The sequence below is a fragment of the Anaerobacillus sp. 1_MG-2023 genome (assembly GCF_030547345.1).
Taxonomy (GTDB): Bacteria; Bacillota; Bacilli; order Bacillales; family Guptibacillaceae; genus Guptibacillus; species Guptibacillus hwajinpoensis_B.
This window is the reverse complement of the sequence record NZ_JAUORD010000016.1, coordinates 19,796-35,452: the sequence shown is the minus strand read 5'-3', so window position 1 is coordinate 35,452 and position 15,657 is coordinate 19,796. Positions and strand designations below refer to the sequence as shown.

Genomic DNA, 15,657 nt, shown 5'->3' with positions numbered 1-15,657 from the left:
AAAAAAGAGAAAGGGGTCAGGCGCGAGCCTGTGAGATTATCCCCTTAAGGTAGACACTCAATAAATGAGGGTGTTACGTTGAAACCTTAAGGAGTGAAGCACATGGTTAAATATTCAAAAGAATTCAAAGAAGAGATCGTTCAGTACTATCACGATCATCCAGAGCTAGGTTACCTGAGTATCGCAAGGATCTACGATATTCCTTCTGATGAAAGTGTTCGTCGATGGATTAAGGAAAAAGAAGAACGAGGAACACACGCTTTCACGCCAAGACCCAAATCAGAGAAGCCAATCAAGAAAAATGTAAAGAAAAGAACCGAAGTTATCTCAACAGAACAGTGGGAAGAGCCACGGGAAGCCAATGAACGTGTGGCGTTCTTAGAAGCAGAGAACGCTTATTTAAAAAAGTTAATCGCCTTACGGAAGGAGGGGTCGAACTAACCAAACGTCACTACTACAAGATGATAGAAGAGTTATCGAACTCCTACTCCATCACGGATCTCTGCTTTATTTCTAAAGTGTCTAGAAGTGGATTTTACAAATGGAGAAAGAGACAAAATCAACCTCTCACTTCCAAACAACTGGAAGACGAATTTCTAAAAGAATGGATTCTTGAACTTGATCAGTCCTTTCATCACACTCTGGGCTACCCTAGACTAACCGATGAAATCAATGCCGTATACTACAAAAAAATCAACTCAAAACGCGTGTATCGTCTTCAGAAAGAGTTGGGCATACAAGCGCAGATTTTCAAGAAGAAACGGACGATTATCCATGAAGGACATCAGGCAGAGAATATTCTCAAACGGGACTTTCAGGCTGATAAACCCAATCAAAAGTGGGTTACAGACATCACCTATTTAACAACCGGCTTAAAGCGTCTATACCTCTCTGTCATATTAGATTTGTATTCAAATGAAGTGGTTAGCTACCATATCCACGAAGAAAATAATAACCATCTGGTTCTACGTACAATTAATAAAGCCCTAGTTCACCAGAATGTCTCAGAAACCATCATTCATAGTGACCAGGGCCATCAATATACTTCCAAAGCTTATACCAACCTTCTGAAAGAAAAAGGACTGGTGAAAAGCATGTCTCGTAAAGCAAACTGTTGGGATAACGCACCAATTGAAAGTTTCTTTGGACGTCTTAAAGAAGAGTCAATGCGCATACATCGAACGAAAACCAAAGAAGAAGTACATAACGTCATCAATGCATATATGCATCATTACAATAATCGACGTCGGCAACGAAAATTGGGAAGGCGGTCACCGATTCAGTATAGAAAATCACAATTACTAGCTGCCTGACCCTCATAATTTCCTTGTCTACTTGACAGGGGTAAGCTCACTGACCCCCTTCACAAACAAAAGTAACAAAGTGTCTCTCACAGAAAGACACTTTGCTTATAGAAAGTTTCATTTTCCCTAAAATAACCATGTTCTGATAAGTGGAAAAAACAGAGAGGGATTTAGATTATCTCCCATACCCCAATTCATCTAACAACTGCCCTGCATGCTTTATAAATAGCGCTTCAAGCTCACCGTTCAATTCTTCACGCCAGCTACCGATTTTCCCTTTTCGGAACGTAACGGATTCTTGTGGCTTGATGTTTGCCGTCATTTTCGTGATCAGTTCTTCGCGATTGTAACTATGAGCTGTATCACCCCAAAGAAAATCAATGATCTCACCAGTGGCTTTTCTTCTGTTCTCTTCTGATGACATCAGGTCTTCAAATCGAACAGAGTGAACGTTTGGACGCCCCATCCACTCACTAAAACTTCGGTACCACTCAGCAAAATGAGGTTGCACAGCAACAAAAGGCGTGATCGGAACGCCCCCTTCGATTAGAAATTGAATCCGATCGTTGTGCGTAAATTCTTCCTGCATAAACGTTTCATAGAGATGGTGAGCTGGCACCTTTGGAATAAAATGTGCGTATGAAACGAGCACGTCCCGTGGATCCCTGAGTACAAAAATTTGTTTCATTTTCAATTCCTCAAAAAACGTCTCCCATTCCGTAGAATATTGAAAGTGGCCATTCAGGAAGGAATGATCAGGGAGTGCTCTTGCAGTGGCCAATTTCTCTGCCGTTTGGTAATGATAATGACCGTACATACCAATAAACGGATCATTTTGCATACCGGGTACACCGAGCAATAGCTGTTTTAAAAGATGCGTCCCGCTTTTCGGAATCGAATTTAGTAAAAAGCGTGGTAGCTTTGTGTCAGTCAAACGTGTAAACCTCCTTTAATAAGCAAACGTGGTGGACTTGCTTTACTATCCTATGAAGAAGAATGGTAAGAGGAGTGGACAGGGGGCCCGCCCGTTTACACATTTAAGTACCCGTTTTTCACCAAAAATGATTTGATCGATTGAACCGCTTCCTCAATTGTTTCCTTTTCTGTATCGATCGTAAGCTCTGGCGCAACCGGAGCTTCATAAGGGGCATCAATTCCTGTAAACTGACGGATTTCACCTTTTCGCGCTTTGGCGTAAAGGCCTTTGGGATCACGGATCTCACACGTTTCCATACTGGCTTTTACGTAGATTTCAATAAATTCTTTGTCTCTGAAAAGTCCTCGAATCTTATCTCGCTCTTGCTGAAAAGGAGAGATAAACGCAGCAAGCGTCATAATGCCAGCATCTACAAAAAGACGAGATACTTCACCAATTCTTCGCATATTTTCAATTCGATCCGCATCGGAAAAGCCAAGATCTGCGTTCAATCCGTGTCGAACGTTATCACCATCAAGCCTGTAAGTATGCACACCCGCTGCATGTAAGGCGTTCTCAAGCTCAACCGAAATCGTTGATTTTCCTGATCCGGAAAGTCCTGTGAACCAGAGGACAGCCCCTTTGTGTAACTTCATTTTTTCACGGTCCAGTTTCGTCACGTTTCCTTCATGCCAGGTGACATGTTTTTCTTTCATTTATTCGTCCTCCTTTCATTAAATCATGACAACAAAACGAACGATCAATAGCGTCGTTACCATGACGATCAGCGTTAATGGGAAACCAATTTTCAAAAAGTCGTGAAAACGGTAGCCGCCGGCGCCATAGACGATTAAGTTCGTTTGATAGCCTATCGGCGTCATAAAACTTGCGGAGGCTGCAATTGCGACGATCATCGCAATGGGGAGGAGGTCAATCTCAAGCGTATGTGCAACCTCGATGGCGATGGGAAACATAAAGACAGCGGCAGCGCTATTTGTCATCATTTCAGTGAAGATGTTCGTTAACACATAAATGCTAAGCAACGTTGCAAGAAGTCCGAGCGGTGCCGTTAATTGGATAAGGAGACCTGCCATCGAAGCGGCTACACCTGAATTCAGAAGCGCTGTACCAATACCGAACGAACAAGCGATCATAAGGAGAACGTGCCATTGAATCAAATCACGCCCTTCGCCTGGCGTCACAATCTTTGTTAAAAAGAGAAGCAGTGTCGTCACAGCCATAGCAGTGAGCATGGAGAGAACGCCAATCGTAACGAGAATAATCATGACACCAAGCCATCCAATCGAAAGCCAGCCTAATCTGATTTGGCGTTGCGTGACGAGCTTATGATCGATTGGTGTAATGTCGTAGAAATCCTTTTTCTTATGAAACTGCTCACCCGCGACCATTAAGAGAACATCACCAGGTTTTAAGACAATATCACCAATTTTCGATTTCAAGCGCTGATTTTGGCGATGAACAGCGATCACGGCTGCTTGATGCTGGTGTCTGAAATTGGTGTCCTTTATTTTTTTGAAAAGGTGTGACGAATGAGGTGTGACAATTCCTTCAATGAGCTGGTGATTTTTTGGAAAATAAGACCCGGAGCTTCCCTGTAGCTGTAGTCCCTTCATCCGCTGGATCTCAGCGATCGTTGAGATGTCACCACTAAAAACAAGCCGGTCTCCCTCCTTCAGAATCGTCTCGCCTGATACAGGAGCGATCGCCCGTTCGTGACGCAAAATACTGACGAGAAATAACCCTTTCAAACTCCGTAGCTGCGCTTCTTTTACAGTGCGATTGATATAGGAGAATTGTTCTGTAACAAGCACTTCACCAGTATATTTCTTGAGCAATTCAGGTTCAGTGAAGGATGCAGAACGTCGATCTGGAAGCAGCTTGTTACTAAAGAAGACCAAATACGCGAGACCGAATAGCGTGATTGGGATCCCGATCGCACTAAGCTGGAAAAAAGAAAAACCTTCATAGCCGTTTTCGAGTAGCAGTCCATGAACGACAAGGTTTGTCGAAGTACCAATTAACGTAATGGTGCCGCCAAGAATCGTTGCGTAGGAAAGCGGAATAAGAAACTTGGAAGGAGACATCCCGTTTTCATCACACCATTTTTTCACCATTGGTGTAGAAGCGATCACGATCGGTGTATTGTTCACAAATGCTGAAATGAACGATATTGGAAATAGCAATTTACTCAGGCGCTTCTTTGGCGAATGGGAGCTTTGTAGGAGACGTTGAAAGAGGCGATCCACAATTCCACTCCGCTGAATGCTTCCTGCAACGATGAAAAGTAGAGCAATCGTGAGCATCCCTTCATTGGAGAATCCGGCCGTTGCTTCCTCAGGCGTAATAATGCCAGTGAATAGAAATAAGACGAGAACCGAGGCTAGAATAACCTCAGGTCGTCCTTTTTCAAAGAAAAGACAGAAAAGCATGATGATCATCGTAATCATAACGAAATAGAATGCCATCATTCAGCGCGCGCGGCATCATTCGTCTTCATGATCGTGCTGCACCTCATCCAATAGAATCTCAATCACTTCAGGGCGAGAAAACTCTTTCGGAGGTCTTTGGCCATTCTTCAGCATTTCCCGGACCTTTGTGCCGCTTAGATGAATGTGAAATTCGCCATCGTGCGGGCACGTTTTGGCCGTAGCCATGCTCGAACACTTGATACAATAAAACGCGTGCTCGAATGCCATAATCTCAATGCCGATTTCGTCTTTTGAAAATTGGTGAAAAATGTTCTGCGCAGCGAACGTATCGTAATAATCGCCAACACCTGCGTGGTCACGGCCAACAATAAAATGTGTGCAGCCAAAGTTCTTCCGAACGAGACTATGAAAAATCGCCTCGCGCGGGCCAGCATACCTCATCGCGGCTGGGAATACGGAGAGAATGACGCGATCGGACGGATAATAGTTTTCTAAAAGAGCGCTGTAGCTTTTCATTCGAATATCCGCCGGAATGTCATCTTTCTTCGTTTCTCCAACGAGTGGGTGAATGAGAAGGCCATCAACGGTTTCAAGAGCCGTCTTTTGAAGGTATTCATGTGCGCGATGAATCGGGTTGCGCGTTTGAAAGCCAACGATTGTTTTCCAGCCGCGCTGTTGGAACGTCTCTCTTAATTCTGCTGGCGTTTGAAAATGGTCTTGAAGCGCTGTTGGGTGCTGAAGCAGCGTAATCGGGCCACCGAGGTTAAAAGCTTCCTGCTCGTACGTTTTTTGAACACCTGGATGTTCAGCGTCGTTCGTTCCATAGACGTGTCGCGCTTCTTCTGTTTTGTCTGTTTCATAAATATCTTCTACTTCCATTAATCCATAGATTTCCCCGTCTTCACCCTTCAAGCAAACAGTAGGACTAGAAAAAATCTTGTCACGCGTTTCTTCGGATACAGAAAGCGTAATAGGCAAGCTCCAGATTGTCCCATTTGCGAGCCTCATTTTAGTTAAAACGTGCGTATAATCTGCTTGATTCATAAAGCCCGTTAACGGACTAAAAGCACCGATTGCGATCATATATAAATCGGATAAATTCCATGGTGTTAAGGTGACGACCGGAAACATTGTGGCCTTCTCAAGAAGCGCCAGGCGGTCCTCTTCACATGGAATGCGGTTAATTAGCTGACCGCCATGTGGTTCTATCATAAATAAATCTCCCTTCTTGCTTGTTCACATATAGAGTTGCTACTAGCTTATGAAAGAAGGAGGAGAGAAGAGAGGGCTAATGAGAAAATTGGATGAGGGGTGTGTATTTAAAGGGGTCAGGCGCGAGCCTGCCCCCCTCAAAACACAACTGTTCCCCCCACTCCCGCAATCATGTATAATAAACCTGTTACCAATTACATAGTGATCGATTTAGGTGTCTTTTCAATGAAGACTTAATAGGGAAGCTGGTGCAATTCCAGCGCGGTCCCGCCACTGTAAATGGTCGCCTGCTGCAGAATCCACTGTTCGAAACAGCGAATGGGAAGGAGCGGCATGCGATAACCATGAGCCAGGAGACCTGCCTGAGTCAAGCGCGAACAGCCTACGAGGATAGGGATGTGCGAACGGATTCGGGTGCTTTGTGCACCGTTACTTCCATTCGACCATCTCCATGCCCTCGTGCGTGGAGATTTTTTAGTTTAGAGACATCAGAAAACAGGAGGAGAAACACACATGAAAAAGCTTTATTCACTACTCGTTTTACTTTTTCTCGTGACAGGAATCATCGCAGGTTGCGGAGCGAGTGAAGAGAACAGCGCGACAAATGAAGGAAATGCGAATACAGAGCAAGCTGAACAGTCAGAAGATAGCGCTTTCCCAGTAACGATAACGGATGCGTTGGATCAGGATGTTACGATCGAAAAAGATCCTGAAAAAATTGTCTCCCTGATCCCGAGTAACACTGAGATCCTTTTCGACCTGGGAGCAGGGGAAGAAGTCGTTGGCGTATCTGATTTCGCCAACTATCCAGAAGAAACGGCTGATATCGAAAAAATCGGCGGCATGGAATTTAACGTGGAGAAAATCATTTCTCTAAAGCCTGATCTCGTACTTGCACACGGATCAAGCGCACATAACTCAGAAGCAGGGCTACAGCAGCTTCGTGATGCTGGCATCAGCGTTCTCGTTGTAAACGACGCGAAAAGCTTTAAAGAAGTCTACAAATCAATCGAAATGATCGGACAAGCAACCGGTGAAACGGAAGAAGCGGAAACAACGATCGATGAAATGAAGCAAGATCTTGAAGACATTCAAGCAAAAGCAGAAAGCATTAGTGAAGAAGATCAGAAAAATGTCTTCGTCGAAGTTGCCCCTGCGCCTGAAATCTACTCTCCAGGGAAGAATACGTTTATGGATGATATGTTAACAATGATTCACGCGAAGAACGTGACGCACGATCAGGAAGGCTGGAACCAGGTGGATCAGGAAGCGATTATCGAAGCGAATCCAGACGTGATCATCACAACGTACGGCTACTATACAGAGAAGCCAGTTGAACAGGTGTTAAGTCGCGACGGCTGGCAGGACGTGACGGCTATCAAAGATGAGCAGGTTGTTGACGTGCACTCTGACCTCGTTACGCGCTCTGGCCCTCGTCTTACTGAAGGAGTAGAGGAACTTGCAAAAGCGGTTTACCCGGATGTTTTTGCTGAATAAACGGTTCATTGCCTATCCGATTGCGATAGCACTCTTAATTGGTGCCATGCTCCTTGGCATTTCAATAGGTACTGTTTCAGTTCCAGTGCTCACCATTCTAAAATTAATCGGAAGTGAAGTTTTACACCTTCCATTCATGGGCAAAACCGATCCAATGTTTACAACGATTGTGATGGATATTCGCTTGCCGCGCGTCATTTTGGCAGGTCTTGTGGGGGCGTCTCTTGCGATAGCAGGGGCCGCCTTTCAAGGTCTTTTACGTAATCCATTAGCGGATCCGTACGTGCTCGGCGTTTCATCCGGAGCATCAGTTGGAGCGGTACTCGTGCTGTTTTTCAACCTGTCCATTCCGTTTGTCGGCATGTTCACCCTACCAGTTATGAGCATCGCCGCATCGATCCTCACCATTTTCCTCGTGCTTTTCTTCGCACGACAAATCGAGCGCTCGATGCGCGTGGAGACGATCATACTCACCGGAATTGTGTTTAGCTCATTTCTTGGCTCACTTCTGTCACTTATGATCGCTTTAACTGGAGAGGAGCTTCGTCAAATTATCGGCTGGCTCCTTGGAAGCGTGTCGATGCGCGGATGGGAATACATTGGGATCATTCTTCCCTTTTTCATCATCGGCTCAGGGATTCTGCTCTTTAGCAGCAAAGAGCTGAACGCGATGTCGTTTGGGGAAGAACGCGCCCAGCATATCGGCGTGAACGTCGCGAAACGAAAGCTTTGGATTCTAATCGGTGGTTCGATTTTAACAGGGGCAGCTGTTGCGGTTTCAGGAACGATTGGCTTCGTTGGTCTTGTGATTCCGCATTTAACGCGCCTCCTATGGGGTCCGGATCACAGGCATTTACTGCCACTCTCCATTTTACTTGGAGCTGCTTTTCTGATCATCGCTGATTTGATTTCACGAACGATCATTTCACCAACGGAACTACCGATTGGCGTCATCACATCGCTCATCGGTGCCCCGGTGTTTGCCATTATTTTAATAAGAAGACGTAAGGAAAGAAGAGGATAAGCATGCTAAGCGTACATTCTGTTACAGGAGGATACCCCGGTCACGACGTGCTTGATGACATCTCGTTTGATGTGAATCAAGGTGAGCTTCTCGGGATCGTTGGACCAAACGGCAGCGGCAAGACGACTATTTTTAAAATGGTTAGCGGCATTCTAAAAGCAAAGTCCGGCTCGATCATGCTCAAAGATAAGCCGCTCTCAAGCTACTCAGCGAAACAGCTGGCGCGCGTGCTCGCGGTTCTTCCACAGCATGCGGATCAGGCTTTTCCTTATACCGTTAAAGAAACCGTTTCGCTCGGACGCTACGCCCATCAGACGGGATGGTTTCAAATGTGGAGTGAGCATGACGAGATGGTTGTGCAACGTACAATGGAGCAAACGGGAATTGCCGCCTTTGCGGATAACTACGTGAACGAACTCTCAGGCGGTGAGCGTCAGCGCGTGTTTCTTGCACAGGCGCTCGCGCAGGAACCCGAGATTCTATTGTTAGACGAGCCGACGAACCACCTCGACCTTTCTTATCAAAAAGAACTGCTCGATCTCTTAAAAAAATGGACGCGCGAACAGGGGCTAACGGTGATTTCGATTTTTCACGACTTGAATCTGGCTGGTCTGTACTGTGACCGCCTGCTTCTTCTTGAAAATGGGAAAATCAACATGCACAACAAGCCAAATGACGTCCTAAACGAACAGCGGATTCAATCGGTTTATCGTACAAAAATTGAAAAGCATCCGCATCCGACCGTGCCAAAGCCACAAATGCTCTTGTTACCAGAAAAGCAGGCAGAAGATCAACGTGATCTCACTATTGATGAGCGCTACCTTGAGCGATCAGATAACATGATCACGCTCACGACACCATTTCCGCTTCGGACGATGTCTTCGGGTGTCGTCGGATCTGGAACTGGCTGGTATCGCACATTCGTAAACCGGCACGTTCCAAAAAGCTATAGCTGCTCAGATCATAAAGAAGAAATGGCGACATTTTTAGAGGAGCATGGCATTGATCCGACGGAAACAGTTGGCATGATGACGGCCGTTCGACTAGAGGATGTCTCTTACCGCTTAGTAGAAGATGAAGACGTTTCGGTATTTGTCGTTGTAACGGCAGGCGTCGGAAACGCCGTCGATGCATCGAAAAGCGCAGAGCACGTATACGAGTCGCTCCCTGGAACGATCAACACGTGGATTTTCGTGAACGGAACGCTCACAGATGAAGCGTTCATCCAGAGCATCATGACCGCAACGGAAGCGAAAGTTAAGGTCATGCACGACCAGCAAGTAAAAGACTCGGTGACAGGCACCATAGCTACAGGCACTTCTACTGACAGCATTTTGGTCGCCGCGACGCAGCGTGGACAGCACCAGGCATACGCCGGAACGATCACAACGCTCGGAAAATTGATTAGCCTCGGCGTTTACACCTGTACGACAGAGGCGCTTGAAAAGTACCGTACGAGGATCTCGCTATGATCATGCATCACCTTCTAGCAATCAGCCTCGCTTTTTTTCTAGATCTATTGATTGGCGATCCACCAAAATGGCCGCATCCGGTGAAGTGGTTTGGCTCCCTTATCAGCCTTCTCGACAAACGCTGGAACTATGGTGCGAACCGCAAACAAAAAGGTGCCCTCATGACGCTAACCGTCCTTTTTGTAGTGATCACACTAACCGGGTTAACAGTTTTTCTTGCCTACAACCTTCACCCGCTTGTGGGGATTTTCTTTGAAGGGATTCTTATCGCAACTACGATTTCACAGAAAAGTTTGCGAGAGGCGGCACTGGACGTATATAAGCCGCTCCAGCAAGGTGATATGACAGAGGCGCGACGCAAGCTTTCCTGGATCGTTGGACGTGATACAGATCATCTCGATGAAAGTGAAATCGTGCGAGGCACTGTTGAAACGGTCGCTGAGAACACTAGCGACGGCATTACAGCACCGCTATTTTGGGCGCTCATCGGCGGTAGTGTTGGGGCGGTGGCCTACCGAGCGATTAACACGTGTGATTCAATGGTTGGCTATCGAAACGAAAAATACGAAGCATTTGGCTATGCCTCTGCGAAGCTTGATGACGCTGTGAACTGGATTCCAAGTCGCATCACAGGGTGCTGCATGATGCTTTCCAAAAAGCCGGAGCATACCTCAAGAAGCCGCGCCTGGCACGTTTTATTTCGCGATGCAAAACAGCATCCGAGCCCAAACAGCGGCTGGGGTGAAGCGGCAACGGCAGCGCTTCTCGGCGTGCAGCTTGGCGGGATGAACACATATAAAGGCATCGTTTCAAACCGTGCGCTTATCGGTGACGCCATCATTAAGCTAAGCGCCATACATATTCCAAAAGCGATTGCGATTATGAATCGCACGAGCATTCTTTTTCTACTTATCTTATGGATCGGAGGGCTTTTCCTTGCTACCACCACACGGCTCTAATCCGCACTATTTATACGAATCGCTGAGCATCGAACAGCCCGAGGAGACGCTCGATTTCAGCGCAAACCTGAATCCATTCGGTCCTCCAAAGGCGTTGATCGAAAAGTGGCCAGACGCTTTTGACCTCATCACAACATACCCTGATCCCCACGCCACCTCGCTAACGAAAAAGCTTGCAGCAATGCACGGTACGGAAGAAAGTCACGTTCTCGTTGGTAACGGTGGTGCTGAACTGATCACGCTCGTCGGTCGTTTTCTTTTTCATAAACGAGTTTGCATCGTGCAGCCTGCTTTTTCAGAGTATGAAGAAGCATGTCGTAGTGCAGAATGCGAAGTCACTTACCATAAGCTTGAAGAGGGATGGCGCCTCGACCCAAACCCTCTTGTTGAAAAAATGAATCACCTTGACGCCATTTTTCTCTGTACGCCAAATAACCCAACCGGTGTTTCGTATGATCCTGAATCAGTCAGAACACTGATTGCTGAAGCGGAAAAGCAAGATTGCTACCTCATCATCGATGAGGCCTTCGCTGACTTTTTACAAAAAGAGCCCCGCTATACCGTCGAGCTCATGACAAATAGGAACCTCATCATTTTGCGCTCGTTAACGAAAATGTTCGCCATTGCAGGCTTACGTCTAGGTTATATGATGGCGCATCCTGAAGTGATTCGCACAGTTAAAAAGCTCAAGCCACACTGGAGCGTTAACGCTTTAGCGCTTATGGCTGGTGAGATTTGTCTCGACGAACAGGAGTATATGAACGCAACGCGAAAGTTCATGGAGAAAGAGCGAGAGAAGCTCCAGACCTTTTTTGAAAAATATCGATATGTCTACTCACGTTCAAGCGTGAATTTTTATTTACTAAAAGATCCTGATCAAACCGATCCAGCGCCGCTCATGCACTACTTGATGAAAAACGGCATCGTCCCAAGGCATACGGAGAACTTTCCGGGTCTTGAAGGGAGTTGGCTCAGGTTTGCGATTCGAACTTCCGATGAAAACGACCGGCTTATGGAGGTGCTAGCATCATGGCGAAGCTGATCTTTATAACTGGTGGCGTGAGGAGCGGGAAAAGTCGTTTTGCGGAAGAACGAGCAGCTTCGATCCGGACAGAAAATAGCACGCTTTACTATATCGCCTGCGGTCAGGCAAGTGACGTGGAGATGGAAGCGCGAATTAGCCGTCACCAGCAGGACAGGGAAAAGGCCATCGTTCCATGGCAAACAGTTGAATGTCCAAAGGATGTAGGAAGCGCCTCGTTACAGCTTGGGCCAAACGCGGTTGTTTTGCTTGATTGCGTCACAACGCTTCTATCCAATGAATTGTTTCTTCATGAAGACTGGTCAAATGCCCTTTTTCAGGAACAAACGAAACAGAAAATTCAGCGTGATATCGAAAAACTTAACGAAAGCTCAGAAGCCCTCGTCATTGTTAGCAATGAACTTGGGCATGAACCGTTAGATGGGGAACTTGTCTCCGTTTATGCACGATTGCTTGGTGAGATTCATCAGTGGATTGTTAGCGAAGCGGACGAAGCTTATCTGATTGAAATGGGCCTGCCGCAGGTTATGAAGGGAGACGGAATCACATGAAGGGTGTCATGATTCAAGGCACGGCATCAGACGTTGGCAAAAGCTTGATCGTGACGGCCCTTTGCCGTCTTCTCGCAAACGAAGGCTATGCCGTCGCTCCGTTTAAATCACAAAACATGTCGAATAATTCTTACGTAACAATGGAAGGGAAAGAGATCGGACGGGCGCAGGGAGCGCAAGCAGAAGCCGCTAGAACCGAAGCGAGCGTATGGATGAATCCAATCCTGCTAAAACCAAGATCCGATCAGCATGCGGAAGTGATTCAGTTCGGAACATCTTACCGTACGCTCTCGGGTAAAGATTACCGAAAATCGTACTACGAGATGGGCATAGAAAGCATTGAGCGTGCGCTCGATCACCTACAGCAGAACTATGATGTGGTTGTGATGGAAGGAGCGGGCAGCCCGGTTGAAGTCAATTTAAAAGATCGCGAGCTCGTGAACATGAAGGTGGCTGAAATGGCCGATGTTCCTGTCATTCTTGTGGCGGATATCGATCGCGGCGGCGTGTTTGCAAGCATCGTCGGCACGCTTGAGCTCCTGGATGCTCACGAGCGTAAGCGGGTAAAAGGCATCATCATTAATAAATTCCGTGGTGATGCAACGCTCTTCGAAGATGGCATCATATGGCTTGAAGAGCGAACCGGTCTACCAATTGTCGGTGTTCTTCCTTACGTGGAGCATCACGTGGAAGGAGAAGATTCTCTCTCACTTACCGATCGGTTTTCACAGAAAAAGGGTGCGCTTGAACTCGTCGTGCTTCAGCTTCCGTATATTTCGAACTATAGCGACATGGAGCCGTTTAACGATGAGGACGTCACGGTTCGCTGGGTGCAGGATCCGAGTGAACTGGGCACGCCAGATGCGGTCATTATTCCTGGAACGAAAAGTACAATCCGTGATTTGGATTGGTTGAAGGGTCGAGGTTTTGACGACGTGTTACAAAGCTATATAGCACGCGGAGGAAGCGTTATTGGTTTATGCGGCGGCTATCAAATGCTAACGGAGACGCTGATGGATCCTTATGGCGCTGATACGGGTGAGTCCGGGAAAACGGTCGAAGGTATGGGCCTCATTCCCGCGCAAACGTCGTTTCATAAAGAAAAAACAACCGTACGAGCAAGCGGTTCGCTTCATTCAGCTACTAATCTAGCAATGCCAATAGAAGGCTATGAAATTCATCTAGGGGAAACACTTTTTGCACATACATCAAAACCTTTTCTCCAGATCGAGGGTCGGCCTGAAGGTTACTATGGCGAAGAAGGTCGTGTGATTGGCACGTATTTGCATCATCTTTTTCATAATGATGAATGGCGAACTGAGTGGCTGAATCGCCTGCGAACGCGGAAAGGATTGCCGCAACAAGAGCAAATCAACCGTGCGAGTATGAAAGAGAAAACGTACGATCATCTCGCCAACCAGCTGAAGCCACACTTGAATTGGGAGCTTATGAAAAGCATCATGTTTCAGCGTGAGAGCCAATGAGTTTGTGGCAGGGATTTCTTATTAATGTGCAATTTTTCACCGTCATCCCGGTACGGCGTGAGCTTTCAATGGAGCGGGAGCCGTTAACGCGCTCGATTCAAACGTTTCCGATTCTTGGGCTGCTTCAAGGTTTGCTATCGGCAGCGCTTCTCTACGGACTCATCGAATGGACGCCTTTTTCGTCGCTTGCGGTGGCGTTCATCACATGGGTATTTCTGATGGCGTTAACGGGTGGTCTTCATCTTGATGGCTGGATGGATGCGAACGATGCGTTTTTCTCTTATCGAGATCTAGCCAAACGTCTTGAGATTATGAAAGATCCGCGGACAGGAGCTTTCGGCGTGCTGTCGGTGATCGTGCTTCTCTCAGCAAGGTTTCTTTTTCTTTATGAAATCATTCAAATGGCGACGTTCAGCTCGTATCTCCTCATTGCGGCCATACCCTTTTTTAGCAAAATTGTGATGGGGTATTTTCTGTTAAGCATTCCGCCTTCGAAACAAGAGGGGCTTGCTTACTTTTTTCAGAAATCGATTAAGCGATCAAGCTTATGGATTTATCCGATTTATTGGATCGCGCTCATCGGAATGACGGTGCTACTTTCACCAGACGTTTTTCTAGCCATGCTGTTGTTAAGTGCAATGACAGTTCTTTTTGCGGTCGTGATGAGAAGAAAGATCCTTAGCTGGTTTAACGGCGTAACCGGGGATGTGCTCGGCGCGAGCGTTGAAGGGATGGAGGTGATCTTATGGATGAGCGTGTGGCTATTACATTATTTCGTCATGGGGTAACGGATGAAAATAAGCGCGGGGCTTATATTGGCTGGACAGATACGCAACTAAATGAAGCGGCTGAACTTGCTACAATCAACGTTGATCAGTATGATCTTATTTTCACGAGCGACTTACAGCGATGCATGCAAACAGCGAAACGTCTGTTTCCGAATCGGAAAAGAATTCCCGTGCCGCTATTGCGGGAAATCCTGTTTGGAGATTGGGAAGGAAAAACGTATGCTGACCTTGAACATGATATCCAATACAGAAGCTGGATTGATGATCCATTCGTCATGTCTCCACCTGGAGGTGAGAGCTTCGCTCAATTTGGTCAGCGGATTGAGGAAGGGTTCAAATCGGTCGTCGAACAGGTCATTGAATCACCAAATCAGAGAGGCATCGTGATTACACACGGAGGCGTTATCCGCTATTTGCTTACCAAGTATGCCCCAGAAAAGCGTTCGTTTTGGGAATGGAAAGTTCCCCACGGTTCAGGAATCGAGCTTGAATGGACACGAGATGATCTAAGGAGGGATATGCGATGCACTTCGTTACAGGAGGTGCCTATAACGGCAAATCGAAATGGGTGAAAACGTTCTACGGATTAACGGAGGATCACTGCTGGAGATCCGCTTATGACCAAATGAAAATCCCGCTTAATGTAAGCCGCTTTTACGGAGATGTCGTTGTTCTTGAAGGTGTAGAACAGTGGATTAAAGGACTTACGGCTGACTCGGGACATGAAGAATGCCGTGCGATCTGGCAGTCGCTGCTAGGCATCTGGCGCTCGTGGGAAAGCGAGCAACATGAGCGAACGGTCGTGATCATAGGCGCGGATATTACTAAAGGAATTGTACCAATTGAAAAAGAAGAGCGAGAATGGCGTGATTTAACAGGATGGGCGTACCAGGATTTAGCGGCCTTAGCGGACCGTGTTGATGTGATCTGGTACGGACTCAATCAGCAGCTAAAATAA

Annotated in this window: 15 protein-coding genes, 1 pseudogene and 1 riboswitch; of the genes and pseudogenes, 12 read left to right on the top strand and 4 right to left on the bottom strand. The window is 46.7% G+C overall.

Features of this window, described 5'->3' with window-relative positions; genetic code table 11:
• Nucleotides 1–102 precede the first annotated feature (102 nt).
• Nucleotides 103–441, top strand: coding sequence for a helix-turn-helix domain-containing protein (locus tag Q4550_RS20480; protein WP_303535615.1), 339 nt, complete (start codon nucleotides 103–105; stop codon nucleotides 439–441).
• A pseudogene (locus Q4550_RS20475) lies at nucleotides 438–1,313 on the top strand (IS3 family transposase); the annotation flags it as partial. The gene Q4550_RS20480 and the pseudogene Q4550_RS20475, both read left to right, overlap by 4 nt.
• A gap of 166 nt (nucleotides 1,314–1,479) precedes the next feature.
• Here Q4550_RS20475 and Q4550_RS20470 read toward each other — a convergent pair.
• The 4 genes from Q4550_RS20470 to sat form a co-directional block, all read right to left on the bottom strand.
• On the bottom strand, nucleotides 1,480–2,238 hold the full coding sequence (locus Q4550_RS20470; RefSeq protein WP_303535613.1) for a sulfotransferase domain-containing protein: 759 nt from the start codon (nucleotides 2,236–2,238) through the stop codon (nucleotides 1,480–1,482).
• 95 nt (nucleotides 2,239–2,333) lie between these two features.
• The gene (cysC, locus tag Q4550_RS20465) at nucleotides 2,334–2,936 is read right to left on the bottom strand and encodes an adenylyl-sulfate kinase (protein ID WP_303535611.1); all 603 of its coding nucleotides are present in this window, start codon (nucleotides 2,934–2,936) and stop codon (nucleotides 2,334–2,336) included.
• An 18-nt stretch (nucleotides 2,937–2,954) separates the two neighbouring features.
• Entirely contained in the window at nucleotides 2,955–4,709 is a 1,755-nt protein-coding gene (locus Q4550_RS20460; protein ID WP_306558535.1) for an SLC13 family permease, read from the bottom strand.
• 15 nt (nucleotides 4,710–4,724) lie between these two features.
• The gene (gene sat, locus Q4550_RS20455) at nucleotides 4,725–5,882 is read right to left on the bottom strand and encodes a sulfate adenylyltransferase (protein WP_303535610.1); all 1,158 of its coding nucleotides are present in this window, start codon (nucleotides 5,880–5,882) and stop codon (nucleotides 4,725–4,727) included.
• A 195-nt stretch (nucleotides 5,883–6,077) separates the two neighbouring features.
• A riboswitch (cobalamin riboswitch) is annotated at nucleotides 6,078–6,262 on the top strand.
• A 133-nt stretch (nucleotides 6,263–6,395) separates the two neighbouring features.
• Between sat and Q4550_RS20450 the strand changes: the two genes are divergently transcribed.
• From Q4550_RS20450 to Q4550_RS20405, 10 genes are read left to right on the top strand one after another with little or no spacing between them, the layout of a single operon-like run.
• Nucleotides 6,396–7,379, top strand: a complete 984-nt coding sequence (locus tag Q4550_RS20450; RefSeq protein WP_303535609.1) for an ABC transporter substrate-binding protein — start codon at nucleotides 6,396–6,398, stop codon at nucleotides 7,377–7,379.
• Entirely contained in the window at nucleotides 7,363–8,403 is a 1,041-nt protein-coding gene (locus Q4550_RS20445) for a FecCD family ABC transporter permease (RefSeq protein ID WP_483298575.1), read from the top strand. Before Q4550_RS20450 ends, Q4550_RS20445 begins: the two co-directional genes overlap by 17 nt.
• Before the next feature lie 2 nt (nucleotides 8,404–8,405).
• Nucleotides 8,406–9,875, top strand: a complete 1,470-nt coding sequence (locus Q4550_RS20440) for an adenosylcobinamide amidohydrolase (RefSeq protein WP_303535605.1) — start codon at nucleotides 8,406–8,408, stop codon at nucleotides 9,873–9,875.
• On the top strand, nucleotides 9,872–10,834 hold the full coding sequence (cbiB, locus tag Q4550_RS20435; protein WP_303535604.1) for an adenosylcobinamide-phosphate synthase CbiB: 963 nt from the start codon (nucleotides 9,872–9,874) through the stop codon (nucleotides 10,832–10,834). Before Q4550_RS20440 ends, cbiB begins: the two co-directional genes overlap by 4 nt.
• Nucleotides 10,812–11,876: a threonine-phosphate decarboxylase CobD gene (gene cobD / locus Q4550_RS20430; protein ID WP_303535603.1), complete on the top strand. Its 1,065-nt coding sequence runs from the start codon at nucleotides 10,812–10,814 to the stop codon at nucleotides 11,874–11,876. Before cbiB ends, cobD begins: the two co-directional genes overlap by 23 nt.
• The gene (locus tag Q4550_RS20425; RefSeq protein WP_303535602.1) at nucleotides 11,864–12,427 is read left to right on the top strand and encodes a bifunctional adenosylcobinamide kinase/adenosylcobinamide-phosphate guanylyltransferase; all 564 of its coding nucleotides are present in this window, start codon (nucleotides 11,864–11,866) and stop codon (nucleotides 12,425–12,427) included. The genes cobD and Q4550_RS20425 overlap by 13 nt, the downstream gene beginning before the upstream one ends.
• Nucleotides 12,424–13,911 (top strand): cobyric acid synthase, encoded by a 1,488-nt coding sequence (locus Q4550_RS20420; RefSeq protein WP_303535601.1) that lies wholly within the window; start codon nucleotides 12,424–12,426, stop codon nucleotides 13,909–13,911. Before Q4550_RS20425 ends, Q4550_RS20420 begins: the two co-directional genes overlap by 4 nt.
• Complete coding sequence (cobS, locus tag Q4550_RS20415; RefSeq protein ID WP_303535599.1) at nucleotides 13,908–14,699, top strand: adenosylcobinamide-GDP ribazoletransferase; 792 nt, start codon at nucleotides 13,908–13,910, stop codon at nucleotides 14,697–14,699. The genes Q4550_RS20420 and cobS overlap by 4 nt, the downstream gene beginning before the upstream one ends.
• Nucleotides 14,657–15,271, top strand: coding sequence for a histidine phosphatase family protein (locus tag Q4550_RS20410; protein ID WP_303535598.1), 615 nt, complete (start codon nucleotides 14,657–14,659; stop codon nucleotides 15,269–15,271). Before cobS ends, Q4550_RS20410 begins: the two co-directional genes overlap by 43 nt.
• The gene (locus Q4550_RS20405) at nucleotides 15,223–15,657 is read left to right on the top strand and encodes a bifunctional adenosylcobinamide kinase/adenosylcobinamide-phosphate guanylyltransferase (protein ID WP_303535596.1); all 435 of its coding nucleotides are present in this window, start codon (nucleotides 15,223–15,225) and stop codon (nucleotides 15,655–15,657) included. Before Q4550_RS20410 ends, Q4550_RS20405 begins: the two co-directional genes overlap by 49 nt.

What these genes read in the sequence shown, in the direction of transcription:
- Q4550_RS20480 (WP_303535615.1), top strand. Translation starts at nt 103, where the DNA reads ATGGTTAAATATTCAAAAGAATTCAAAGAAGAGATCGTTCAGTACTAT.
- cysC (WP_303535611.1), bottom strand. Translation starts at nt 2,936, where the DNA reads ATGAAAGAAAAACATGTCACCTGGCATGAAGGAAACGTGACGAAACTG.
- Q4550_RS20460 (WP_306558535.1), bottom strand. Translation starts at nt 4,709, where the DNA reads ATGATGGCATTCTATTTCGTTATGATTACGATGATCATCATGCTTTTC.
- sat (WP_303535610.1), bottom strand. Translation starts at nt 5,882, where the DNA reads ATGATAGAACCACATGGCGGTCAGCTAATTAACCGCATTCCATGTGAA.
- Q4550_RS20450 (WP_303535609.1), top strand. Translation starts at nt 6,396, where the DNA reads ATGAAAAAGCTTTATTCACTACTCGTTTTACTTTTTCTCGTGACAGGA.
- Q4550_RS20445 (WP_483298575.1), top strand. Translation starts at nt 7,363, where the DNA reads ATGTTTTTGCTGAATAAACGGTTCATTGCCTATCCGATTGCGATAGCA.
- Q4550_RS20440 (WP_303535605.1), top strand. Translation starts at nt 8,406, where the DNA reads ATGCTAAGCGTACATTCTGTTACAGGAGGATACCCCGGTCACGACGTG.
- cbiB (WP_303535604.1), top strand. Translation starts at nt 9,872, where the DNA reads ATGATCATGCATCACCTTCTAGCAATCAGCCTCGCTTTTTTTCTAGAT.
- Q4550_RS20425 (WP_303535602.1), top strand. Translation starts at nt 11,864, where the DNA reads ATGGCGAAGCTGATCTTTATAACTGGTGGCGTGAGGAGCGGGAAAAGT.
- Q4550_RS20420 (WP_303535601.1), top strand. Translation starts at nt 12,424, where the DNA reads ATGAAGGGTGTCATGATTCAAGGCACGGCATCAGACGTTGGCAAAAGC.
- cobS (WP_303535599.1), top strand. Translation starts at nt 13,908, where the DNA reads ATGAGTTTGTGGCAGGGATTTCTTATTAATGTGCAATTTTTCACCGTC.
- Q4550_RS20410 (WP_303535598.1), top strand. Translation starts at nt 14,657, where the DNA reads ATGGATGAGCGTGTGGCTATTACATTATTTCGTCATGGGGTAACGGAT.
- Q4550_RS20405 (WP_303535596.1), top strand. Translation starts at nt 15,223, where the DNA reads ATGCACTTCGTTACAGGAGGTGCCTATAACGGCAAATCGAAATGGGTG.